The organism is Streptomyces sp. NPDC006552, assembly GCF_040611655.1.
Classification (GTDB): Bacteria; Actinomycetota; Actinomycetes; order Streptomycetales; family Streptomycetaceae; genus Streptomyces.
Window position 1 is genome coordinate 13,144 of sequence record NZ_JBEXOS010000074.1, and the last position, 21,470, is coordinate 34,613.

19 protein-coding genes are annotated in these 21,470 nt (G+C 73.5%); 13 read left to right on the forward strand and 6 right to left on the reverse strand.

All coding sequences use genetic code 11. From position 1 onward, the window contains the following. Window positions 1–62: 62 nt before the first annotated feature. From ABZY33_RS30770 to ABZY33_RS30780, 3 genes are all read right to left on the reverse strand, one after another. Window positions 63–1,391 (reverse strand): MFS transporter, encoded by a 1,329-nt coding sequence (locus ABZY33_RS30770; protein ID WP_356495008.1) that lies wholly within the window; start codon window positions 1,389–1,391, stop codon window positions 63–65. A gap of 182 nt (window positions 1,392–1,573) precedes the next feature. After that, window positions 1,574–2,029, reverse strand: a complete 456-nt coding sequence (locus ABZY33_RS30775) for a MarR family transcriptional regulator (protein WP_356494986.1) — start codon at window positions 2,027–2,029, stop codon at window positions 1,574–1,576. 181 nt (window positions 2,030–2,210) lie between these two features. After that, window positions 2,211–2,837, reverse strand: coding sequence for a TetR/AcrR family transcriptional regulator (locus tag ABZY33_RS30780; protein WP_356494987.1), 627 nt, complete (start codon window positions 2,835–2,837; stop codon window positions 2,211–2,213). 148 nt (window positions 2,838–2,985) lie between these two features. Here ABZY33_RS30780 and ABZY33_RS30785 point away from each other — a divergent pair, with 148 nt between their 5' ends. Next, entirely contained in the window at window positions 2,986–4,440 is a 1,455-nt protein-coding gene (locus ABZY33_RS30785; protein ID WP_356494988.1) for a cytochrome P450, read from the forward strand. A gap of 231 nt (window positions 4,441–4,671) precedes the next feature. Here ABZY33_RS30785 and ABZY33_RS30790 read toward each other — a convergent pair whose 3' ends face one another. After that, window positions 4,672–5,424, reverse strand: coding sequence for an MgtC/SapB family protein (locus ABZY33_RS30790; RefSeq protein ID WP_356494989.1), 753 nt, complete (start codon window positions 5,422–5,424; stop codon window positions 4,672–4,674). Window positions 5,425–5,536: 112 nt separating this feature from the next. On the opposite strand from ABZY33_RS30790, the gene ABZY33_RS30795 reads away from it, so the two are divergent. The 9 genes from ABZY33_RS30795 (at window position 5,537) to ABZY33_RS30835 (ending at window position 15,579) form a co-directional block, all read left to right on the forward strand. After that, entirely contained in the window at window positions 5,537–5,794 is a 258-nt protein-coding gene (locus tag ABZY33_RS30795) for a hypothetical protein (protein WP_356494990.1), read from the forward strand. A gap of 312 nt (window positions 5,795–6,106) precedes the next feature. Continuing rightward, a complete protein-coding gene (locus ABZY33_RS30800) occupies window positions 6,107–7,327 on the forward strand; it encodes a cytochrome P450 (RefSeq protein WP_356495009.1) in 1,221 nt (406 codons plus the stop codon). A 10-nt stretch (window positions 7,328–7,337) separates the two neighbouring features. Further along, the gene (locus tag ABZY33_RS30805; protein ID WP_356494991.1) at window positions 7,338–8,135 is read left to right on the forward strand and encodes an arylamine N-acetyltransferase; all 798 of its coding nucleotides are present in this window, start codon (window positions 7,338–7,340) and stop codon (window positions 8,133–8,135) included. Between the two features lie 86 nt (window positions 8,136–8,221). Beyond that, on the forward strand, window positions 8,222–9,361 hold the full coding sequence (locus ABZY33_RS30810) for a substrate-binding domain-containing protein (RefSeq protein WP_356494992.1): 1,140 nt from the start codon (window positions 8,222–8,224) through the stop codon (window positions 9,359–9,361). A gap of 103 nt (window positions 9,362–9,464) precedes the next feature. Next, window positions 9,465–10,817 carry a sugar ABC transporter substrate-binding protein gene (locus ABZY33_RS30815; protein WP_356494993.1) on the forward strand — a complete coding sequence of 451 codons (1,353 nt, stop codon included), beginning with the start codon at window positions 9,465–9,467 and terminating at the stop codon, window positions 10,815–10,817. 31 nt (window positions 10,818–10,848) lie between these two features. After that, on the forward strand, window positions 10,849–11,829 hold the full coding sequence (locus tag ABZY33_RS30820; protein ID WP_356494994.1) for a sugar ABC transporter permease: 981 nt from the start codon (window positions 10,849–10,851) through the stop codon (window positions 11,827–11,829). Then, entirely contained in the window at window positions 11,826–12,689 is an 864-nt protein-coding gene (locus tag ABZY33_RS30825; protein ID WP_356494995.1) for a carbohydrate ABC transporter permease, read from the forward strand. Before ABZY33_RS30820 ends, ABZY33_RS30825 begins: the two co-directional genes overlap by 4 nt. Window positions 12,690–12,712: 23 nt before the next feature. Then, on the forward strand, window positions 12,713–13,693 hold the full coding sequence (locus ABZY33_RS30830; protein ID WP_356495010.1) for a hydroxyacid dehydrogenase: 981 nt from the start codon (window positions 12,713–12,715) through the stop codon (window positions 13,691–13,693). Next, window positions 13,690–15,579 (forward strand): DUF2264 domain-containing protein, encoded by a 1,890-nt coding sequence (locus tag ABZY33_RS30835; protein WP_356494996.1) that lies wholly within the window; start codon window positions 13,690–13,692, stop codon window positions 15,577–15,579. The genes ABZY33_RS30830 and ABZY33_RS30835 overlap by 4 nt, the downstream gene beginning before the upstream one ends. A 99-nt stretch (window positions 15,580–15,678) precedes the next feature. Here ABZY33_RS30835 and ABZY33_RS30840 read toward each other — a convergent pair whose 3' ends face one another. Beyond that, window positions 15,679–16,188 carry a TetR family transcriptional regulator gene (locus ABZY33_RS30840; protein WP_356495011.1) on the reverse strand — a complete coding sequence of 170 codons (510 nt, stop codon included), beginning with the start codon at window positions 16,186–16,188 and terminating at the stop codon, window positions 15,679–15,681. A 79-nt stretch (window positions 16,189–16,267) separates the two neighbouring features. Then, complete coding sequence (locus ABZY33_RS30845; RefSeq protein WP_356494997.1) at window positions 16,268–17,719, reverse strand: MFS transporter; 1,452 nt, start codon at window positions 17,717–17,719, stop codon at window positions 16,268–16,270. Between the two features lie 193 nt (window positions 17,720–17,912). Between ABZY33_RS30845 and ABZY33_RS30850 the strand changes: the two genes are divergently transcribed. The 3 genes from ABZY33_RS30850 (at window position 17,913) to ABZY33_RS30860 (ending at window position 21,423) form a co-directional block, all read left to right on the forward strand. Further along, window positions 17,913–18,833, forward strand: a complete 921-nt coding sequence (locus ABZY33_RS30850; RefSeq protein ID WP_356494998.1) for a Gfo/Idh/MocA family oxidoreductase — start codon at window positions 17,913–17,915, stop codon at window positions 18,831–18,833. 47 nt (window positions 18,834–18,880) lie between these two features. After that, window positions 18,881–20,071, forward strand: a complete 1,191-nt coding sequence (locus ABZY33_RS30855; protein WP_356494999.1) for a DUF4032 domain-containing protein — start codon at window positions 18,881–18,883, stop codon at window positions 20,069–20,071. A 530-nt stretch (window positions 20,072–20,601) separates the two neighbouring features. Then, window positions 20,602–21,423, forward strand: a complete 822-nt coding sequence (locus tag ABZY33_RS30860) for a helix-turn-helix domain-containing protein (protein WP_356495000.1) — start codon at window positions 20,602–20,604, stop codon at window positions 21,421–21,423. Window positions 21,424–21,470 lie beyond the last annotated feature (47 nt).

A 21,470-nucleotide genomic window follows, 5' to 3' on the forward strand; every position in this document is an offset into this window, starting at 1 on the left:
GGACCCGGTCACACTACCGCACCGGATCCGGCGGAACCGGGCCGCCGCAACCGGCGGGGCCGCTACCGCGCGGCCCGGCGCAGGGCGCGGTCCGTCAGGGTGACGACGACGAGCAGGCCGCCGAGGACGACGGAGGCGCCCGCCATCAGGTGCAGGCCGCTGTCGTCGGCGCGCTGTCCGTAGGCCAGGGCGATCAGGCTGGAGGCGGTGATGGCGCCGATGTACTGGGCGGTGCGTTGCAGCCCGGCGGCGGCGCCGATGTCGGCGGCGGGCGCGTACTCCTGGACGGCGGCCTGGTTGCTGGTGCCGATGAGCCCCTGCGGGATGCCGAAGCAGGCACCCGCGAGGAGCAGGACCACGAGCGGGGTGTGGCCGGAGACCACGGTGAGCAGGCCCGCACCGGCGGTCAGCAGGACGCAGGCCACGGTGAGCGGGGCGCGGATGCCCTTGGTGCGGGCGCCGAGCAGGGAACAGACCAGGGCGGCCACGGACATCGGGAGCATGAGCAGCCCGGTGTGCCCGGACGAGTAGCCGCGCCCCTCCTCCAGCCATTGGGTGTAGCCGTACATGACGCAGTAGATGAGCAGGTAGCTCAGGCCGTGGCGGAGGTAGGTGCGGGCGAGCGGGCCGTTCCCGGCGAGCATCCGTACGTCGATGAACGGGGTCCGGCAGCGTAGTTGCCACCCCACCAGCGCGGCGGTGAGGACGGCGAAGGGGGCGAGCAGCCACCACAGGGGATGGGCCAGGTCCAGGAGGAAGAAGACCAGCACGGTCAGGGCCGTGGTGAACAGCCCGATGCCGAGGGGGTCGAGGGCGAGCCGGGGCGCCGGCTCGCCCGCGGTGGCGGTGGCGCGCGGGAGGTCGGCGGGGATCCAGAGGAGCGCGCAGCCGAAGGCGATGGCCGCGACGGGCACGTTCACCGCGAAGATGCCGCGCCAGCCGACGACGGTGACGAGCAGGCCGCCGAGCGTGGGGCCGACGGCGGCGCTGCCGAGCGCGGCGAAGGAGAGCCGCGCCATGACGGGTCGCGGCGGGCGGCGCCCCACTCGGCGCCCTTCGTCGCGCAGGACGGCCATGGCGGCGGGGTAGGCGGCGGAGGTGCCGATGCCGAGCAGCAGCCGGGAGACGATGAGCCAGCCGAAACCGGGGGCGAGCGTGCCGACGACGCCCGAGGCGCAGACGACGACAAGCCCCGCGAGGAAGACGCGGCGCGGGCCGAGGGCGTCGGCCAGTTTGCCGAGCACGGGCTGGGCTACGGCGCTGGCCAGATAGAGGACGGAGATCAGCCAGGCCGTGTCGGCGGCCCCGATCCCGAAGTCGTGCCCGATCGCCACCAGGGCGGTGGAGATCATCGTGGTATTGAGCGGATTCAGCACCGAGCCGAGCAGCAGCGGGGCGGTGAGCCGGGCGGGGAATCCGGTGTGGTCGTGGGCGGAGCCGGGATCGGCGGCCTGCTCGCGGGCGGCGCCGGCGCGGACAGCGGCGGTGCAGTCCGCACCACCGGTGCGGACAGCGCGGGCGTCACTCGCGTCACCACCGGCGCGAACGGCACCGGTATCGCCCGCGTCACCGCTCACTTCTGCACCAGCCGCTCCAACAGCAGCGTCGCCTCGGCCAGCGTGCGCCGCTCCGCCTCGTCGAGTTCGGCGGTGAGGGCCTGGGTGAGCCAGCCGTGTTTGGCGGCGCGGACGGAGGCGAGGGTGGCGCGGCCCTCGTCGGTGATCGACATGACGGACTGGCGCCCGTCGTGCGGGTCGGGCGAGCGCGTCACGAAGCCCCGCTCCTCCAACGCGCCGATCGTCAGCCGCATGGACTGGGGGCGGACGTACTCCGAGCGGGCCAGCGCGGCGGTGGTCGCGGGCCCCTCGGTGCCGAGCCGGCCCAGGACCGTGCGCTGGGTCGGGGTCAGGAGGCTGTCCGGCGACGCGGTGCGCAGCCGGCGCGAGAGCCGGCCGACGACGGTGGCGAGATCGGCGGCGAGCCGCTCGGTGGGCGGCTCCGCGGCCGCGGGTCCCTGCGTTCCTGGCATGGCTCCACCGTACGAGTTAGACAGGAAGCCTTGCAAGTTTTCCTTGCTATCTCTTGCTCCCTTGTTACCTGACGGGGAGGGCGGCAGGGCGCCGGGCGGGGCGGCCCACCCGCGCGGCGGGCACCGGGCACGGCGGCGAGCGGCGGCCCCCGGACACCCGGCCGTGCGGCACCGGAGGCCGTCAGACCTCCAGCGCCCCCAGCAACGCCCGCGCACAGAGATCGCGCACTTCCGCCCGCGTCAGCCGCGGCTCGTCGAGCCAGTCGAGGCAGACCGCGACGAGGAAGGCGAGCCAGCCGCGAACAGCCAGGCGGAGCACGGCCGGAGGGGGGAGCCGGTCCACGAGCCGGGGGTCGGCGGCGAGGGCGGCCCGGATCTGTTCCTCATGGGCGGCGAGCCCCTCCCGGTACACGGCGCGCACGGTGGGGTCGCCCGCCGCCTCCGCCCGGTGGAAGGCCCGGAAACCCTGCGCGTGCGCGGCGACGTACTCCAGGAAGGTGTCCAGACCGGTACCGAGCTGCTCGCGTACCGGCAGGCCGGGCACGGCGGCGGTCAGCCGCAGCATACGGGCGCTCTCGCGCCGGACCACGGCGGCGAAGAAGTCCCGCTTGGTCGGGAAATAGTGGTACAGCAGGCCGCGGGAGACACCGGCGATCTCGGCGACCTGTTCGATCCAGACGTCGTCGTACGGGTCCTGCGCGAACAGCCGGGCCCCGACGGAGAGCAGTTGTTCCCGCCGCTCCTCGGTGCTCAGCCTGCGCCGGGTCCGCTCCCCCGAGGTCCGCGCTCCCCCTCGCTCTGCGCTCATGCGGGCACCCTACTGGACCTGTCGGCCCTTACTTGACGTCGGTTCAACAGCGGACCACACTGTGGCGCATTATTGAATCCACGTCTAACAGTCCAACAACGTGCGGAGCCGGGTTCAACCCGTAGGTCGCGCAAGGGAGATGGGCACGATGGCGCAGGTGACGCAGCGGGCGGAAGGCGTGCTGCCTCGGGGTTTTCGCAGCGCCGAGCAGGGCTGGACACGGCTGGACCGGATCCCGCACCCGCCGCGCCGCGTACCGCTGCTCGGTGACGTGCTCGGCGCCGACGTGCGCACTCCCTTGCAGGACTCCATGCGGATGGCGGCGGAGCTGGGTCCGATCTTCCGGCGCAAGGCGTTCGGCAAGGAGATCGTCTTCGTGGCGGGCGCGGAGCTGGCGGCGGAGCTGGCGGACGAGTCGCGCTTCGCCAAGCACGTCGGGCTCGGCGTCGCGAACCTGCGGCCGGTCGCCGGCGACGGCCTGTTCACCGCCTACAACCACGAGCCCAACTGGCAGCTGGCGCACGACATCCTGGCCCCCGGCTTCAGCCGCGACGCGATGGCGGGTTACCACCCGCTGATGCTCGACGTCGCGGGACAGCTGATGGCCGCGTGGGACGTGAACGAGGCGGCCGGGCGGCCGGTGGACGTGCCTGGAGACATGACGAAGCTGACGCTGGAGACGATCGCGCGGACCGGGTTCGGGCACGACTTCGGCTCCTTCGAGCGGGACTTCGGCGCGGAGGGGCCGCACCCCTTCGTGACGGCGATGGTGGGCGCCCTCTCCTTCGCCCAGCGCCGCAACGTGGTGCCGCCGCTGCTCTCCTCCCTGCTGCGCGGCGCCGAGCGGCGCAACGCCGCGGACCGCGCCTGTCTGAACCGCACGGTCGACGAGGTGATCGCCGCGCGCCGCGCCACCGGCGGCGGCCCCGGTGACCTGCTCGACCGGATGCTGGAGGTGGCGCATCCCGAGACCGGGGAGCGGCTGACACCGGAGAACATCCGCCGCCAGGTGATCACGTTTCTGGTCGCCGGGCACGAGACGACGTCGGGCGCGCTCTCGTTCGCGCTGCACTACCTGGCGCAGGACCGCGCGGTGCTCGCGAAGGCCCAGGAAGAGGTCGACCGCGTCTGGGGCGACGCGCCGGTCCCGGCCTACGAACAGGTCGCCAAGCTGCGCTATCTGCGGCGGGTCCTCGACGAGTCGCTGCGGTTGTGGCCGACGGCGCCGGCGTTCGCCCGCGAAGCCGTCGCCGACACGACGCTGGGCGGCAGGCACCCGATGCGGCGCGGCGCCTGGGCGCTGGTCCTGACGACGATGCTGCACCGGGACCCGGCGGCGTGGGGCGAGCACCCGGAAGTCTTCGACCCCGAACGGTTCTCGCCGCAGGCGGTACGGGGCCGGCCCGCGCACGTGTTCAAGCCCTTCGGCACGGGGGCCCGGGCCTGCATCGGCCGTCAGTTCGCGCTGCACGAGGCGACCTTGGTGCTGGGCCTGCTCCTGCGCCGCTACGACCTCCACGCGGAGCCCGGGTACCGGCTGCGGATCGCGGAACGCCTGACGCTGATGCCCCAGGACCTGCGGATGCGGCTGACGCGCCGCTGAACTGCCGGGCCCGGTGTGCCGGGGTCGGTGTACCGGAGTCGGTGTGCCGGGGCCGGCGGCTCGGCGAGGGCACGGGCCTGCGCGGCGTCCGCGAAGACGTAGCCGCTGCCGGTCAGGCAGACGTAACTGCTGTCGGCCAACCGGCGGCGGACGGACCCCGACCGCCTGACGACTGCCCAAGAACGGCCGGCAGCAGGCCGCCCCGCGCCGCTCCCCCGACCACTCCCCCGGCTACTCCTCCGCCGCCGTCTCCATGGACGCCACGTCGAGGACCCCGTCGAGTTCGGCCAGGACCGCGACCAGATCCGGGACGGCGGACGCTCCCTCGATCTCCATGCGGACGGCCATCGTGCCGGGGCGGTCCTGGCCCTCCTCCCAGCCCGTGCGGTCGGCGCGGTCGGCGCGCAGTTCCACGACCCGGAAGCCCCGGCCCGTGCACTCCTCCAGGACACGGGTCAGCACGCTGCCGCCGACCCGGTAGGCGAGGTACAGGCCCGAGCGCCGTTCGGTGGCGAGCGCCGGGACCCGCCGGGTCAGGTACGGGTAGCCCCGGACGACGAGGAAGTGGCAGGCGGTCGCGGCGAGGGCGAGCAGGGGCAGACCGCCGCCGCAGGCCATCCCTATGGCGCAGGTCAGCCAGACCGTGGCGGCCGTGGTGAGGCCGCGTACGGCGTCCCGGCGGACGAAGATGAGGCCGCCGCCGATGAACCCGATCCCGGAGACGACCTGCGCGGCCACCCGGGACGGGTCGAACGACACGCCCTCCAGGGCGAGCACGGAGTTGAACCCGTGCTGCGACACCTCCATGAACAGGGCGCTGCCCACCCCGACGAGCGTGTGGGTGCGCAGGCCCGCGCTCTTCTGCTGGACGGCGCGTTCGGCGCCGATCAGGGTGGACAGGACCAGCGCGAGCCCCAACTCGGCGAGCTGCCGGGCACCTTGGCCCGCCTCGGGGTCGAACAGGGGAACTGCGAGCGAGGCCACCGGCGGCTCCCTCCTTTCCGTGCGCGCCCCGGGCAGGTGTCCCAGGGCTCCCATGAGGCTAGCGCCGCCCCATTGGAGACGGATTGTCAGACCCGTGCGCAAGAGTGGGAACATGAACGGGACCAGGAACGGCAACCAGTACGGTCGACAGACGAAGAACCCCGACGTGGCCGCGGCGCAGGCCTGTCTGCGGCTGCTGCACACCGCGCGCGCCGCGCTCTCCGGCACCGAACCGCCCGCGACGGCGTCGGTGCTCGCCGGGCCCCTCGCGGAGGCCGACGAGGCGCTGCGCCGGGCGGGGTTGCGGGGCAACGAGGCGTGGCTGCTGGACCGGGTCTACGACCTGGGCCTGGAGTCCCCGGCGCCGTAGGATCCGAGGGGCCGTCGTGTTCGGGGGAAGTGGACGGGCCGGGCAGGGCCGGGCACTCCCCCGTGCCCGCCCCCGACCCGTCAGGAGCCCGCCGTGACCTCCTCCGCCGACGCCCGAGACCACACCGGCACCACTACGGACACCAGCACGGACGCCACCGCCGAGACCTCTGCCGGGGCCGTCGCCGGGGCCGTCGCCGAGACCGCCGCGGAGAGTGCCGCACCCGCCGGGGCCCTCGCCGCGCCCGCTCCGGACAGCGGCACGGAGACCGGACCCGGCGCGCACCCCTCCGCCGCCGCGGCGGCGCACCGCATCGACCCCGCGGGCGGCTGCCCGCACGCGCGCAACGCCCGGTTGCGGGAGCGCGGCGCGGTGGCCGCGGTCGTGCTCCCCGGCGACGTGCCGGGGATGCTCGTCCTCGGCCACGACGCGCTGCGGGAGTTCCTCGCGCACCCCGATGTCGCCAAGGACGCCCGGCATTTCACGGCACTGGCCGAAGGCCGGATCCCGCCGGGCTGGCCGCTGCGCACCTTCGCGACGGTGCGCGGCATGACGACGGCCGACGGCGACGACCACCGGCGGCTGCGCTCGCTCGTCAGCGGGGCGTTCACGGCACGGCGGGTGGCGGCGCTGCGCCCGCGCGTGGAGCGGCTGGTCGACGACCTGCTCGACACCGTCGCCCGGGAGGCGGCGGCCGGTGGTGTGGTCGAGCTGCGGTCCCGGTTCGCGCTGCCGCTGCCGATGCGCGTCATCTGCGAACTCTTCGGCGTGGACGAGGAGTTCCGGGAGCGGCTGCACCAGCTGTCGAGCCGGATCGTCGCCACCGGCACGGCCCCGCAGGAGGCTCTCGCCGCGAACAAGGAGATGGTGGAGGTGCTCGCCCGGGTCGCGGCGGCGCGGGCCGCGCAGCCGGGCGCGGACCTGACCAGCGCCCTGATAGCGGCGCGTGCGCAGGACGGCGACCGGCTGAGCCAGGAGGAACTGATCGGCACGCTGATCCTGTTCGTCGTAGCCGGCCACGAGACGACCCTGAACCTGATCACGAACGCGGTGCGGGCGCTGTGCGGGCACCGCGAGCAGCTGGACCTGGTGCGGGCCGGTGCGGCGACGTGGACGGATGTCGTGGAAGAGACACTGCGCTGGGACAGCCCGGTCAGCTACTTCCCGTTCCGGTACCCGACCCGGGATCTCACCGTGGACGGCACGGTGATCCCGCGCGGCACCCCCGTGCTCGCGGGGTACTCGGCGGCGGGCCGCGATCCGGCCGCCCATGGCCCGGACGCCGACCGCTTCGACCTGACCCGCCGCACGGCGGGCGGCCGGCACCTCTCGCTCGGGCACGGCGCCCATTACTGCCTGGGGGCGCCGCTGGCCCGGCTGGAGGCGACGGTCGCCCTGGAGCGGCTGTTCACCCGGTTCCCGGACCTCGACCTGGCCGTGCCGGCGCGGGAGCTTCCCGCCCACGCGGGTTTCGTCGGCAACAGCGTGCGCCGGCTGCCGGTCCGGCCGGGGCCCGACGCGCGCGAGCGGTGAGACTGTCCGCATGGCTCACCTGGATCACGCCCGTACCGACGCCTACCTGGCCCGTATCGGCGCCGCGCGCCCGGCCGCGCCGACCGCCGAGGCGCTGCGCACGCTGCACCTGGCCCATCTGCGCACCGTGCCGTTCGAGAACCTCTCCGTCCATCTGGGCGAGGCCGTCACGCTCACGCCGCAGGCGCTCGTCGCCAAGCTGGTCGACCGGCGCCGCGGCGGCTTCTGTTACGAGCTGAACGGCGCGTTCGCCGCGCTCCTGGGCGCCGTCGGTTTCCAGGTGACGCTGCTCCAGGCGCGCGGCGTCGGCGAGGGCGGGCGGCCCGGCATCCCCTACGACCATCTCGCGCTGCGGGTGCGCGACGCGCGGGGCGGCGACTGGCTGGCCGACATCGGCTTCGGCACGCACACACACTTCCCGCTGGCCTATGGGGAGCGTGGTGAGCAGCGCGATCCCGGTGGGACGTTCCGCGTCGAGGAGGCCGACGGCGGCGATCTGCTGGTGCTGCGCGACGGCGAGCCGCAGTACCTGCTCGACCAGCGCCCGCGGGTGCTGCGGGACTTCGAGGCGGGCGCCTGGTACCACCGGACCTCGCCGGACTCGCACTTCACCCGGTCGCTGGTCTGTTCGCTGCTGACCGAGGACGGCCGGCTCACCCTCAGCGGTCATACGCTCACCACGACCCACGGCACGGAGCGCACCCGCACCGAGCTGCCCACAGACGCCGCGGTGCTGCGGGCCTACGACCAGTACTTCGGTATCGTCCTCGACCGCCTCCCGCCGGAACCGGTCGGCGCCGGGGGCTGACCGCGCCCCGCGCCCGCTGGTTATGCTGCGGCCGAAGCGTTCAGCGAACCGCTCAAACGAACAGCGGTGCAGAGGGGGCCAGCAGCATGCGCGAACCGGTCGATCTCCGGCGGCAGCGGATACTCGCGGTCGTGCGGTCGCGCGGCGCGACCCGGGTCAGCGAGCTCGCCGCGGAGCTGGCGGTCTCGGTGGTGACCGTCCGCCGTGACGTGGAGGAGCTGGCCCGGGAGGGGAAGCTGCGGCGCGGGCACGGGGTGGCCCGTCCGGTGCTGCCGGAGACCGAGCAGACCGCGGTGCCGGCCGCCCCGCCGGCGGCGGACGGCGGCCCGGTCGCCCTCGTCGTGCCCGAGCGGCACGCCTATCTCTACGAGACGCTGCACGGCGCCCGCACCGCCTTCGAAGAGGCCGGCGTGCGGATCGCGCTGCACATCGCGCCGACCGCGCCGGGCGCCGAACAGCCGCTCGTGGAGCGGGCCCTGGCGCAGGGGGCGCGGGGCCTGCTGATCGCGCCGCGCTGGCGCAGCCGCGCCACGGAGGAGGCGGACTACGCGTGGCTGGCCCGGCTCGCGGTGCCGGCGGTGGTGATGGAGCGCAGGCCGCGGCGGGGCAGCGCGCTGCACGCCGTGGACACCGTCTGCACGGATCACTGGTACGGCATCCATCTCGCCGTCGAGCACCTCACGGGCCTCGGCCACCGGCGGATCGTGCTCGCCGCGCGCGACGACAGCCCGACGGCGCGCGCCCTGCGGGCGGCGTTCACCGAGATCGCGGCGGACCACCCCGATGTCGACAAATGGGCGCTCGCCCTCAGCTCGCCCGGCGCCGCTCCCGATCCGGAGGCGGAGAGCGCGCAGGAGGGCATCGAACTGCCCGCGCTGCTCGCGGAGGTGGGGGCGACGGCCGCGGTGCTCCACGGTGACGTGGACGCGCTGATGCTGGTGCAGTCGCTGCGGGACAGCGGGGTGCGCGTCCCGGAGGACTGCTCCGTGATCGCCTACGACGACGTGGTCGCGGCGCTCGGCAGCACGCCGCTGACCGCCGTGTCGCCGCCGAAGGCGGACGTCGGCCGGGCCGCCGCGGAGCTGCTGCTGCGCCGGCTCGGCGGCCGGGGACCGGCGGGGCCGGTGCGGCGCCTGGAGCTGCTGCCCGAGCTGAAGGTCCGCGGCTCGACCCGGGCGCCGGGCGGTGCCGCGGCGGTGCCGGGGCCGACACCTCCCACGAATTGAGCGTTTGACCGTTTCATTTTCCTCTGATCGATCTATTGACCGCGTCTGCTCAGCCGATCAGTATTCCCGTGACTCGAACACGCAGGAGCCGCGGGAGGCGCCCATGCCTGGTCGACAGAGCCGTCGATCCGTGCTCGCCGCGATCACCGCGCTGCCGCTGACGGGCGCCCTGAGCGCCTGCAGCGGATCCGACAGCGCGTCATCCGGGAGCAGCAGCAAGTCCGGTACCAAGAGCACCAGAGCCACCACGACCGTCACCTTCTGGTCCGCGCTGCGCGGCAGCCAGGAAGTGGTGGACGCGTTCAACCAGACCCACGACCACATCAAGGTCGTCTTCGAGCAGATCCCCTCCGGACCGTCCGGCGGCTATCTGAAGCTCAGCAACGCGGCCCGGGCGGGCAACGCCCCGGACGTCGCCACGATCGAGTACCCGCAGGTCCCCGGGTACGCCATCGACGGCGTCGCCCGCGACATCACGGACATGATCAGCGACAGGCTCCGGTCGAAGCTGCTGCCGCAGGCCCTCGGCCTCACGACGTTCGAGAAGCGCACCTACAGCGTGCCGCTGGACGTCGAGCCGATGGTGCTGCACTACCGCAGGGACCTGTTCGCCAGGTACGGCTTCGACGTGCCCACCACCTGGGAGGAGTACGCCGATCTGGCCCGGGCCGTGCGCCGCACCGGCGGCAAGCGGAAAGTGACCGTCTTCTCCACGGACATGGGCCAGTTCTCCGGGTGGTGCTGGCAGGCCGGCGCCCAGTGGTTCGACACGTCGAAGGGGGCGTGGAACGTCTCGCTCGCCGACGCGCCCACCCGGCGGGTCTCCCGGTACTGGCAGCGGCTCATCGACGACGACCTCGTCTACGTCAACTCCCCCAACAGCCGGGCCAACGACGCGCAGAACGCGGGCGGCCTGATCCTCACCCGGCACAGCGGGGCCTGGGACGCGGGCGCGCAGATGAACGCCCACCCCGAGATGAAGGGCGAGTGGCGCATCGCCCCGCAGCCCCAGTGGGACCCGAAGCGGCCGTCCCTCGGCACGAACGGCGGCTCCACCTTCGCCATCACCCGGGACAGCAAGCACCCCGAGGCCGCGATGGAGTTCATCGAGTGGCAGGTCTCCAGCCCGGACGCACTCAAGGCCCGGCTGTCCAGCGGCGCCAGCAGCCAGTACCCGGCCGCGACCGAACTGATCGGGGTGGGGCGCTCCGCGTTCGACCGCGCGTACTACGGCGGCCAGGACATCTACACCCTGTTCGAGCAGGAGGCGCACAAGATCGGCGACGGCTGGGTGTGGGGGCCCCGGATGACCGCCACCGGCCAGGTCATGCAGGACGCGTTCGCCCGCGCGGCCGCCGGTTCGGGCACGCTCGAGTCCTCGATGCGCGCGGCCCAGGAGGGCACGATGCCCGATCTGAAGGCGCTCGGCCTCACCACCACCCAGCACACCACGTGAACGTCCGCACCCCGAAAGGCAGGTGACTTCCATGACCACGACGGCACAGGCCCCGGTGGCGGCCGCGCCCCCGCGGGAGGCGGACGGATCCCGGCACACGGCGCGCCGCGCGGCCGCACGCCGCAGAGGCGGCGCGGCCGGCGTCCTGATGGCCCCGTTCTTCGCCCTGCTCACCCTCGTCTTCCTGATCCCGGTCGGCACGGCGGTGTGGCTGAGCTTCTTCAGCGACGACCAGCCGGGGCTCGGCTTCGGCCCCGAGCACCGGGTCTTCGTCGGCCTGCGCTCGTACACCTCCGTGCTCACGGACCCGTCCTTCCTGTCCGGGCTCGGCACGGTCGCGCTGTACTGCGTGATCTACATCCCGCTGATGACGGTCGGCTCGCTCGCACTCGCCCTACTGCTGGACTCGGGTGTCGTGCGGCTGCGCTCCTGGGCCCAGCTGGGCCTGTTCCTGCCGCACGCCGTGCCCGGCATCATCGGCGCGCTGATCTGGCTCTACCTGTACACGCCGGGCATCAGCCCGATCATCGAGGTGCTCGGCAAGGCGGACCTCACCGTCGACTTCCTCGGCCTGCACACCACGCTGCCGTCGATCGTGAACATCGCCCTGTGGAGCAACCTCGGCTACAACATGGTCGTCTTCTACGCGGCTCTGCAGGCGGTCCCCCGCGAGGTCCTGGAAGCCGCCGTGGTCGACGGCGCGGGCCCGGTGCGCACCGCGCTCCAGGTGAAGGCGCCGCTGGTGCGCTCCTCCATCGTGATGGTCGCGATGTTCACGCTGATCTGGGCGCTGCAACTGTTCACCGAACCGGCGTTGCTGCACCAGGCCTCGCAGATGATCGGCGCCCGGTTCTCCCCGAGCATGTACATCTACGACGCGGCGTTCAGCCGGAACAACTACTCGCTGGCGGCCGCCGCCTCGGTGATCCTGCTGATCATCACGATCGCCGTCTCCTACGGCGTCACCCGCTGGACCAACCGCGTCAACTCGGCCGAGGAGAACGCCCGATGAGTGCCACGGACTCCACCTTGCTGCGGCCCCGGCTGCTCGGCCGGGCGACCGTCAACGTCGTCGTCGCGATCTCCGTCCTCTACACCCTGCTGCCCGCCCTGTGGCTGGTGCTCGCCGCGACGAAGTCCCGCGACGGCCTGTTCAGCAGCAGCATCCTGTCCTTCGGCGACTTCTCCCTGGTGCAGAACGTCAAGGACCTGTTCGCGATGGACGGGGGCCTGTACAGCCGCTGGTACGGCAACAGCCTGCTCTACGCGGTGCTGGGCGCGGCGCTCGGCGCCATGATCAGCGTCGCCTGCGGGTACGCGTTCGACAAGTACCACTTCCGGCACAAGGAGAAGCTGTTCGGCCTGGTGCTCGCGGCGGTGATGGTGCCGCAGACGGTGCTCGCGCTGCCGCTCTATCTGATCGCGTCCGCGACCGGGGTCGTGAACACCTTCTGGTCGGTGTTCGTCCCCGTCCTGTTCAACCCGTTCGGCGTCTACCTGGGCCGCATCTTCGCGCAGGGCTACGTCCCCGACGAGGTCCTGGAGGCGGCGCGCGTCGACGGCGCCGGCGAGCTGACGACGTACGTCCGGGTCGCGCTGCGCATGCTCGGGCCGGGGCTCGTCACGATCTTCCTCTTCCAGCTGACCTCGATCTGGAACAACTTCTTCCTGCCGATGGTCATGCTGTCGAACCAGAACCTGTACCCGGTCAGCCTCGGCCTGTTCCAGTGGAACAGTCAGGCGACCGTCTCTCCCGAGTACTACCCGGTGGTGATCATGGGCTCGCTCCTCGCGGTGCTCCCCCTCGTCCTCGCGTTCGTCTTCCTCCAGCGGTTCTGGCGCTCCGGCCTGACGGCGGGAGCGGTCAAGTGAGCAAGCCCCGCGCGGCGCTGGCCATGTCTCCCCAGGCCGCGGCGGCCGTCTTCGCGCCGCGGTCCATGGCCGCGCTCACGAAGGTCTGCGACCTGGCTCCCCTGCCCGTCCTGGACGATCTGACGACCGTCCGCGCCAAGGAACTCCTCGCCGGCGTGGAGGTCCTGGTCACCGGGTGGGGGTGCCCGCCGCTCGACGCGGACGTCCTCGCCGCGGCGCCGCGCCTGCGGGCCGTGGTGCACGCGGCCGGTTCGGTGCGCGGCCACGTCACCGACGCCTGCTGGGAGCGGGGCATCGAGGTCACCTCGGCGGCCGCGGCCAACGCCCTGCCGGTCGCCGAGTACACCCTCGCGATGCTCCTGCTGCACGGCAAGCACGTCCTGGAACGCGCCCGCGACTTCCGCCGGGACCGCGCCCGCGACGCCTGGCTGCTCACCTCGCACGACGTGGGCAACTACCGCCGGACCGTCGGCCTGCTGTCCGCGTCGCTGATCGGCCGCCGGGTCATCGAACTGCTGCGGCCCTTCGACTTCGAGGTGCTGCTGCACGACCCGTACGTCACCCCGGCCGAGGCGGCCGAGCTGGGCGTGGAGGGGGTGGGGCTGCCCGAACTGTTCACCCGGAGCGACCTGGTGAGCGTCCACACGCCGCTGCTGCCCGCCACGCGCGGGCTCGTCAGCCGGGAGCTGCTCACCTCGATGCGGCCCGGCGCGGCGCTCATCAACACCTCGCGCGGCGCGGTCGTCGACCAGGACGCGCTCACCGACGTGGTACGGGCGGGCCGCATCCGGGCCGTGCTCGACGTCACCGACCCCGAAGTCCTCCCCCGCGACCACCCGTTGTGGGAGTGCCCGAACGCGCTCATCACCCCGCACCTCGCCGGTTCGCAGGGCAACGAGTGGCAGCGGCTCGCCGACACCGCCGTCGGCGAACTGGCCCGCTGGGCCGCGGGCGACGGTTTCGCCCACCCCGTACGACGCGAAAGGCTGGCGTTCCTGGCATGACCGTTACTGGTGGCACGCGTTCCCCCTTCGACCTTCCGGCGGAGGACCGGGCGCTGAGCCCGTACACCGGCTATACCCGCGCCCACTGGGAGGCCGTCGCCGACGGTCTGCTCACCGCCGCGTGGCGCTGGGCCACCCCCGGCGGCGCGCTCCTCGACCTGCCGGGCCGGCCCTCCGCCTCCGGGGTCCGCTCGGACGGCCTCGAAGGGTACGCGCGGACGTTCCTGGCGGCCGCCTTCCGGGTCGCGGGCGCCGACGGCAAGGACCCGCACGGCTGGCTGGAGCGGTACGCGAGCGGCCTCGCCGCGGGCACCCGCACGCCCGGTGCGGACGACGCCGAGTCGTGGCCGCTCATCCTCGACCACCACGTACAGGGCCAGCCGATGGTGGAGTCGGCGTCGGTGGCGCTCGGTCTGACGCTGACGCGGCCCTGGTTGTGGGACCGGCTCGACGGCGACGTGCAGGACCGGGCGGAGACGTGGCTGCGGGGCGCGATCGACCACACGCCCGCGCCCAACAACTGGTACCTCTTCCCCTTCATGGTGGCGTCGTTCCTGGAGTCGGTGGGCCGGGGCGACGCGGCCACGGCGCGCGCCATGGAGCGCGCCCTCGGTCTGATGGAGACGTGGTACCGGGGCGACGGCTGGTACGCGGACGGCGACGGGCGGGCCTTCGACCACTACAACGGGTGGGCGCTGCACCTGTATCCGCTGCTGCACGCCCATCTGTCCGGGGACACGGCGTTGTCGGCCCGCTTCGGACCCCGGCTGCGGGCGCACCTGGAGGGCTTCTCCCTCCTCTTCGGCGGGGACGGCGCGCCGATCCACTTCGGGCGCTCGCTGACCTACCGGTTCGCGGCGACGGCGGCCATCGGCGCCGGAGCGGTCACCGGGCACACCCCGCTGGCACCGGGTGTCTCGCGCCGCCTCATCAGTGGCGCCCTGCGCTACTTCCTCGACCGGGGCGGCGTCACGGACGAGGGCCTGCTGAGCCTGGGCTGGCACGGCCCGCACGCGGCCACGCTCCAGCCGTACTCCGGGCCCGCGTCCCCGTACTGGGCGTCGAAGGGGTTCGTGGCGCTGCTCGCCCCGGCGGACGACCCGCTGTGGACCGCGCCGGAGGAGGCGGCCCCGAGCGAGGGCCCCGACCGGGTGCTCGCGCTGCCCGCGCCGGGGCTGCTGGTGCAGTCGACGCGGGACGACGGGATCGTGCGGCTGCACAACCACGGCAGCGACCACGTCCGCCCGCACGAGGGCGAGGCCGCGGCGCAGGACGACGTCCTCTACGGCCGCCAGGCGTACTCCACGCACACCGGGCCGACGTCCCGGACCAACGCCGCCGACAACCATCTCGGCGTCGAGGTCGGCGGGGTGGTGAGCACCCGGCGCCGGATCCGTCCGCTGGGCGCGGGCCAGGGCGACGGCTGGGGCTGGGCGGCGTCCTGGCACCGGCCGGTCTTCCCCGCGGGGCCGCCGATGGTGCCGGGGCTGCGGGTGGAGAGCGTGACCGTGGCGCGCGGCCGCCATGAGCTGCGCGTGCACCGGGTGGTGGGAGCCCCGCACGGCGCCCGGGTGACGCTCACCGGGTGGGCCACGCAGGCGCTCCGCTCCGAGCTGGTGGGCCTGTACGGGTGGGGTGAGCTGGACTCGGTGCGGGCGCCGGAGGGGACGGCGTACGAGCCGTGGGTGCGGGTGCCGCGGCTTTCCGCCGGGCTTGAGGGGGACGGGGTCTTCGTGGCGCTGGCCGCCCTTGGTGGGGAGTCCGGTGCGGGGCTCGCCGAGTCGGTGAGCGAGGTTGTCGTCGCTGGTGAGGAGGTGACGGTGCGCTGGGCCGATGAGGTCGAGACCGTGGTCGGGTTCGAGCCGCTGCACGTGCGGTGCGGGTGAGTGGGGGCTGGGCGCGCGGTTCCCCGCGCCCCTGGACGTTGCGGGCGGCCTGCATCGTCAGGGGCCGGCCCCTCCTAGCCCTGGAACAGCCGGGGCCGGTCACGGCGTGAGGTGGGTCTGGACCGCCGGGGCGTAGCGGGCCACGATGTCCTCGATGGTCGCTGCCCGCACGTGCGGGCCGCGGGCGATGCCGTACATGACGCCGAGGCCGAGCAGCATGGAGACGGCCAGTTCGGCGCGCAGGCCCGCGTCCTCGCCGGGGAGGCGTTCGGCGAGGCGGCCGCTGACCTGGGAGCGGAAGTTGGCCCGCAGTGTCTCGCCCTGCTCGCCCTGGAGCGGGGCGAAGACGATACGCAGGACGGGGTCGGCGCCCCGCTCGGCCTGGCCGGTCAGGACGTGGCGCACCATGTGGGCGCCGAGAGCGGCGAGGGGCGCGTCGAGGAACGCCTCGACGTCGGCCTCGAAATCCATGACGCGGGTGAACAGCGCGTCCTTGTTCCCGAAGTACTTGAGGACGAGCGGCGGGCTGACGCCGGCCCGCTCGGCGACCGCCTTGAGCGTGATGTCGCCGTGGGCGTGCCGGGCGAGCAGGTACCGGGCGGCCTTCATGATGGCGGCCTTGGTCGCCTCGGCGTCGCGCCGGCCCGCGCCGGCTCCCTTCGCGTCGGCGCGGGCCGGGCTCGTCACGTCAGGCTCCCTTCGTGGCGATGGCCGGGGCGGCCGCGCCGACGGCCGGGGACGCCGGGTCGGCGGGGACGGTGAGGGCGACGGCCGTGGCCACCAGCGCGACCGTACCCGCCATCGCGAAGGCGAGCTGGTAGCCGGAGAGGGCCGGTACCTCGGCGCCGCCCACCCGGGTGGTGTGGTGGACGAGGACCGCGGCGACGGCGGCACTGGAGACGGCCTGGCCGATGGTGCGCATGAGGACGTTCACGCCGTTCGCGGAGGCGGTCGCGCCCGGCGGGACGGCGCGCAGGATCAGCGTGGGCAGCGCCGAGTAGGCGAGGGTCGTCCCGGTCGAGACGACGGCCGCGCCGACGAGGATGACCCACAGGTCGGTGCTGTCGGCGATCCGTACGGCGTACCCGAGGGCGAGCACGACGCCGCCGGCGGCCAGCGTCACGCGCGGGCCGCGAGCGGCGGAGATCCGGGCGGAGACCGGCGAGAACAGCAGCATGATGACGCCGCTGGGGAGCATGCACAGCCCGGTCGCGACGATGGACAGGCCGAGGCCGTAGCCGGTGGCGACGGGGGCCTGGACGAGCTGCGCGGTGACGAGCGAGTTGGCGTAGAACGCGAAGCCGGTGAAGAACGCCGCGACGTGCGGCAGTCCGACGCGGCGGCCCGCGGCGAGCCGGAGGTCCACCAGGGGGCTCGCGGTGCGCAGTTGCTGCCACGCCCACAGGCCGAGAATCACGACGGCGGCCGCGAACAGGCCGACGACGCGGGCGCTGCCCCACCCCCACTGCCCGCCCTGGGAGACGCCGAGCAGCAGGCTGACCAGGCCGGCGGCGAGGCCGGCGGTGCCCAGGGCGTCGAAGCGGCCGGGTGCCCGGACCGGCGACTCGCGCACCGCCCACCAGGCGAGGGCGAGTCCGAGCGCGCCGAGCGCGCTGGTCGCCCAGAACATCACGTGCCAGTTCGCGTACTGCACGATCAGCGCGGCCAGCGGCAGTCCGAGGGCGGCGCCGATGCCGACGGTGGAACTCATCAGGGCGACCGCGGAGTGGGTGCGGTGCGGCGGGAGTTCGTCGCGCAGGATGCTGATGGACAGCGGCACCACGGCGGCCGCGGCGCCTTGCAGCGCGCGGGCCGCGATCAGGAGGCGGATGTCGGAGGTGAGCGCGCAGAGCACGGAGCCGCCGGTCATCAGGGCGAGCGCGATCAGCAGGACGCGCCGCTTGCCGTACATGTCGCCGGCCCGGCCGAGGACGGGGGTGAGGACGGCGCCGGCGAGGAGGGTCGCGGTGACCATCCAGGAGACGGCCCCGGGGGAGGCTCCGGTGAGCCGGGGCAGATCCGGCAGCAGCGGGACGACGACGGTCTGCATGACCGCCATGAGGATGCCGCCGAAGGCGAGCACGGGCACGGTGAGGCGCTCGCGCAGGCGCGGCGGCACGGGTATCGCAGCGGAGTCCATGGGTCTCCTGCTCGGTGACGCGGGCCGGGACCGGCGCCGGGAGAAAGGGTGAATACGCATTCACCCATGAGGTGAATCATTATTCACCACCGCCCGCCCCGCTGTCTGCGCCCGGCGGGATCCCGGCACCCGCGCCACGCCCCGGCCCCGCCGGCGCCGCGGCCGCCGGTCCGAGCGGGCGATACTGCCCCTCATGATCTCGACCGACGTACTGCGCTTCGGACTTGTCGGCACGGGCCCCTGGGCCCGGCGGACCCACGCCCCGGCGCTCGCCGCCCATCCGCACACCGAGTTCACCGGCGTCTGGGGCCGCCGCCCCGAGGCCGCCGCCGAACTGGCGGCGGCGCACGGCGCCACGGCCTACGACGAGGTGGACGCGCTGTTCGCGGCGTGCGACGCCGTGGCGTTCGCCGTGCCGCCGGACGTGCAGGCACCGCTGGCGGCCCGGGCCGCGGCGGCCGGCTGCCATCTGCTGCTCGACAAGCCGGTCGCCACGGAGCCGGCCGCGGCCCGCGCCGTGGTGGAGGCCGCGGACGCGGCGGGCGTCGCCTCGGCCGTCTTCTGCACGCTGCGCTACGCGCCCGCCCCCGCGGCGTGGATCGCCGAACAGGCCGCCGTCACGGACTGGTTCACCGGACGCGCCGACTGGTACGGCGCCCTGTACACACCCGGCGACGACACCGCCGTGCGGGCCTCCACGCCCTGGCGGGCCGAGCGCGGCGCCCTGTGGGACGTGGGCCCGCACGCCCTCTCCGTGCTGCTGCCGGTCCTCGGCGACGTGGTGGAGGTGACGGCTCGGCACGGCGCCGGTGACACCGTGCACCTCGTCCTGCGGCACGCCTCCGGCGCCTCCAGCACGGCAGCCCTGAGCCTGACGGCGCCGCGCGCGGCGGCCGGTTCCACCGTCGAACTGCGGGGCCCGGACGGGGTGTTCACGATGCCGGCGGGCGGCGCCGCGCAGGAGTCGTTTGCCGCGGCCGTCGACGTTCTGCGGGAAGCGGCGCGCACGGGAGCGGCCGCGCCGTGCGACGCGCGGTTCGGGCTGCGGCTGACCGAGATCCTCGCGGCGGCGGAGCGGTCCATGGCGGCGGACGGCCCCGGCCGCGGCGCCTGAACCCGCGCGGCCGGGGCCGCCCGTCCGGGCCCTCTACGCTGGTGACCATGCCGCTCCAGATCAGCGCCACCAACCCCGAGCACCCGGTGCTCCTGCTCGCCCTGCCGTGGCACATCCCGCTGGAGGAGTGGCCGGAGGAACATCTCGTGCCGCTGCCGCGCGGCATCTCGCGGCACGTGGTGCGCTACGCGCGCGCCGGGGACGAGGTCGTCGCCGTGAAGGAGCTGGCCGAGCGTCCGGCGCTGCGCGAGTACGAACTGCTGCGCACCCTCGACCGGCTGGGGATACCCGCGGTCGATCCGCTGGCCGTCGTGACCGGCCGCGAGCAGCCGGACGGCTCCCCGCTGGAGCCGGTCCTGATCACCCGGCACCTGGGCGGCTCCCAGCCCTACCGGTCCATGTTCGAGACGACGATGCGCCCGACCACGGTGCACCGTCTGATGGACGCGCTGGCGGTGCTGCTGGTCCGGCTGCACCTCGCGGGGTTCGCGTGGGGCGACTGCTCGCTCTCCAACACGCTGTTCCGGCGGGACGCGGGCGCGTACGCCGCGTATCTGGTGGACGCGGAGACCGGCGAGCTGCACCCGACGCTCAGTGACGGGCAGCGCGCCTACGACATCGACCTGGCCCGGGTGAACATCAGCGGCGAGATGCTCGACCTGGAGGCGTCCGGCGCGCTGCACCCGTCCATCGACCCGGTCGAGTTCGGCACGGAGATAGGGCAGCGGTACGCGAACCTGTGGAGCGAGCTGACCCGCACCTCGGTCTATCCGGCGGGCAAGCACCACTACATGGAGCGCCGCATCCGCCGGCTGAACGATCTGGGCTTCGACGTGGCGGAGATGCAGATCTCCCGCTCGCCGCACGGCGACACCGTCACGTTCGTGCCGAAGGTCGTCGACGCGGGCCATCACCAGCGCCAGCTGCTGCGGCTGACCGGCATGGATGCGGAGGAGAACCAGGCGCGGCGGCTCCTCGGCGACCTGGAGAGCTGGATGGCGACGCAGGAGGACGCGCCGGGCGCCCGTCCCGAGGTCCTCGCCCACCGCTGGGTGCGTGACGTGTTCCGTCCGACGGTCCGTGCGGTGCGCGACCGGATCCCGGCCGCGGGGGACCCGGCCGAGCTGTACCACGAGCTGCTGGAGCACCGCTGGTACCTGTCCGAGCGGGCCCAGCACGACATCGGTCTGGACGCGGCGGCGGAGGACTACGTCCGCGGGCTGCGCAAGGAGGACTGAGAACCCGGAGGGGTGGCGCGGCGGGCGGCGCCGTCGCCTTTCCGGCGTCCTGCGCACCGCGTGGTTCTCGCCATACTCCGGCTCGGCGGCCGCCCGGGTGGCCGGGCAAGACCGGGCGCGGTCGGTGCCGTGGCCGCTACGTAATGGCGAGTGACGGCACCGACCGCAGCCAGTGACCTCCGGGCCTCGCTCGCCGACGAGAGCGGGACGTGCGTCGTGCAACGCATTTTCCGGCCACATCGAGCAATTTCAGTGGCCCGGTCCCGCTACCGCTCACGCGAACAGCCCGAAGGCTCTTGAGTTACCCGACGCCGGGAAATTTCGGCCATTTTCGAGCGGCCTGGCACAGGTGCCTCATCCCTGTGTCTACGTGCTCACAGACGATGAAACCGGCAGGTGGGTAACCCCGCACGAGCCATCATGACGGAGTGTCTGATCGTTTTCTTCGGGCAATGTTTATTACCAAAGGCGATGGGAGTATTTAGACTGCACACGCTCAACTCGGCGTGTACGAAGAGGGATTACCCACCATGAACAAGAAGGCGCTCCGCGCCCTGCTCCGTGAACGGCGCGCCCTCATAGCCCCCGAGTCCCACGGCTTCCAACGCCCCACGGGCCAGGGGCGGCGCGCACCCGGCCTCTCCCAGCACCAGGTCGACCAGTTGCTGCACCGGACGCTCGGCACGTACCACCGGCTGGAGTCGGGGAGCTACCCGAGCCCGCCGACGGACCTGCTGCGCGACGTGGCCCGATTGTTCGGCCTGAACGAGCAGGAGTGGGTGCTGCTGTGCCGGTACGCCCTGCTCCAGGATCCGCCCGGGCCGCTGTACGACTCATCGGGCAAGGAGGTCCCGGGCATCTGGCAGGAAGCGGTCAACGGCATGCGTCACATGGCGTATGTGACCGACGCGTCCTGGGATCTGCTCGCCTGGAACCGGGAGTTCGTGGAGCTGTTCCCGAGCGGCCGCCCGCCCGGTAACACGATGCGCTGGATGCTCCTGGAGCCGGAGGCCCGGGTCGTGCTCAAGGACTGGCGCAACTCGTGGGCTCCCCTGGTGATGCCACAGCTGCGCGCGGCGCTGGCCTCCCGGCCCGATGACGACACGCTGCGGCAGATCGAGAAGGAGGTCCTCTCCGACCCGGTCTCGGCGGCGCTCTACGAGGCGGGCGGGGCGGCCGTCCACCCGGACGGTGACGAACGGCCCCTGCTGCACCCGCACCGGGGATCGGGCTGGGCCACCATGTGCGCGGCCCAGCCGCTCACCACTCCCGGCGCCCGGCTGATGATCCTCGTCTTCCACCACGGCGTCCGCAACACCCATCCACGCATGCCCGCGCTGCAGGCCAAGTGAGCGTCCGCTCTTCTGACTCGCCTTGTGGTGACGTACGTTGGAGCGCC

Bases quoted from the DNA above. Each gene is read 5' to 3' on its own strand.
- ABZY33_RS30775 (WP_356494986.1), bottom strand. From the start codon at position 2,029: ATGCCAGGAACGCAGGGACCCGCGGCCGCGGAGCCGCCCACCGAGCGG.
- ABZY33_RS30845 (WP_356494997.1), bottom strand. From the start codon at position 17,719: ATGGACTCCGCTGCGATACCCGTGCCGCCGCGCCTGCGCGAGCGCCTC.
- ABZY33_RS30815 (WP_356494993.1), top strand. From the start codon at position 9,465: ATGCCTGGTCGACAGAGCCGTCGATCCGTGCTCGCCGCGATCACCGCG.
- ABZY33_RS30830 (WP_356495010.1), top strand. From the start codon at position 12,713: ATGTCTCCCCAGGCCGCGGCGGCCGTCTTCGCGCCGCGGTCCATGGCC.
- ABZY33_RS30835 (WP_356494996.1), top strand. From the start codon at position 13,690: ATGACCGTTACTGGTGGCACGCGTTCCCCCTTCGACCTTCCGGCGGAG.
- ABZY33_RS30855 (WP_356494999.1), top strand. From the start codon at position 18,881: ATGCCGCTCCAGATCAGCGCCACCAACCCCGAGCACCCGGTGCTCCTG.
- ABZY33_RS30840 (WP_356495011.1), bottom strand. From the start codon at position 16,188: ATGAAGGCCGCCCGGTACCTGCTCGCCCGGCACGCCCACGGCGACATC.
- ABZY33_RS30850 (WP_356494998.1), top strand. From the start codon at position 17,913: ATGATCTCGACCGACGTACTGCGCTTCGGACTTGTCGGCACGGGCCCC.
- ABZY33_RS30805 (WP_356494991.1), top strand. From the start codon at position 7,338: ATGGCTCACCTGGATCACGCCCGTACCGACGCCTACCTGGCCCGTATC.
- ABZY33_RS30780 (WP_356494987.1), bottom strand. From the start codon at position 2,837: ATGAGCGCAGAGCGAGGGGGAGCGCGGACCTCGGGGGAGCGGACCCGG.
- ABZY33_RS30785 (WP_356494988.1), top strand. From the start codon at position 2,986: ATGGCGCAGGTGACGCAGCGGGCGGAAGGCGTGCTGCCTCGGGGTTTT.
- ABZY33_RS30860 (WP_356495000.1), top strand. From the start codon at position 20,602: ATGAACAAGAAGGCGCTCCGCGCCCTGCTCCGTGAACGGCGCGCCCTC.
- ABZY33_RS30825 (WP_356494995.1), top strand. From the start codon at position 11,826: ATGAGTGCCACGGACTCCACCTTGCTGCGGCCCCGGCTGCTCGGCCGG.
- ABZY33_RS30795 (WP_356494990.1), top strand. From the start codon at position 5,537: ATGAACGGGACCAGGAACGGCAACCAGTACGGTCGACAGACGAAGAAC.
- ABZY33_RS30810 (WP_356494992.1), top strand. From the start codon at position 8,222: ATGCGCGAACCGGTCGATCTCCGGCGGCAGCGGATACTCGCGGTCGTG.
- ABZY33_RS30820 (WP_356494994.1), top strand. From the start codon at position 10,849: ATGACCACGACGGCACAGGCCCCGGTGGCGGCCGCGCCCCCGCGGGAG.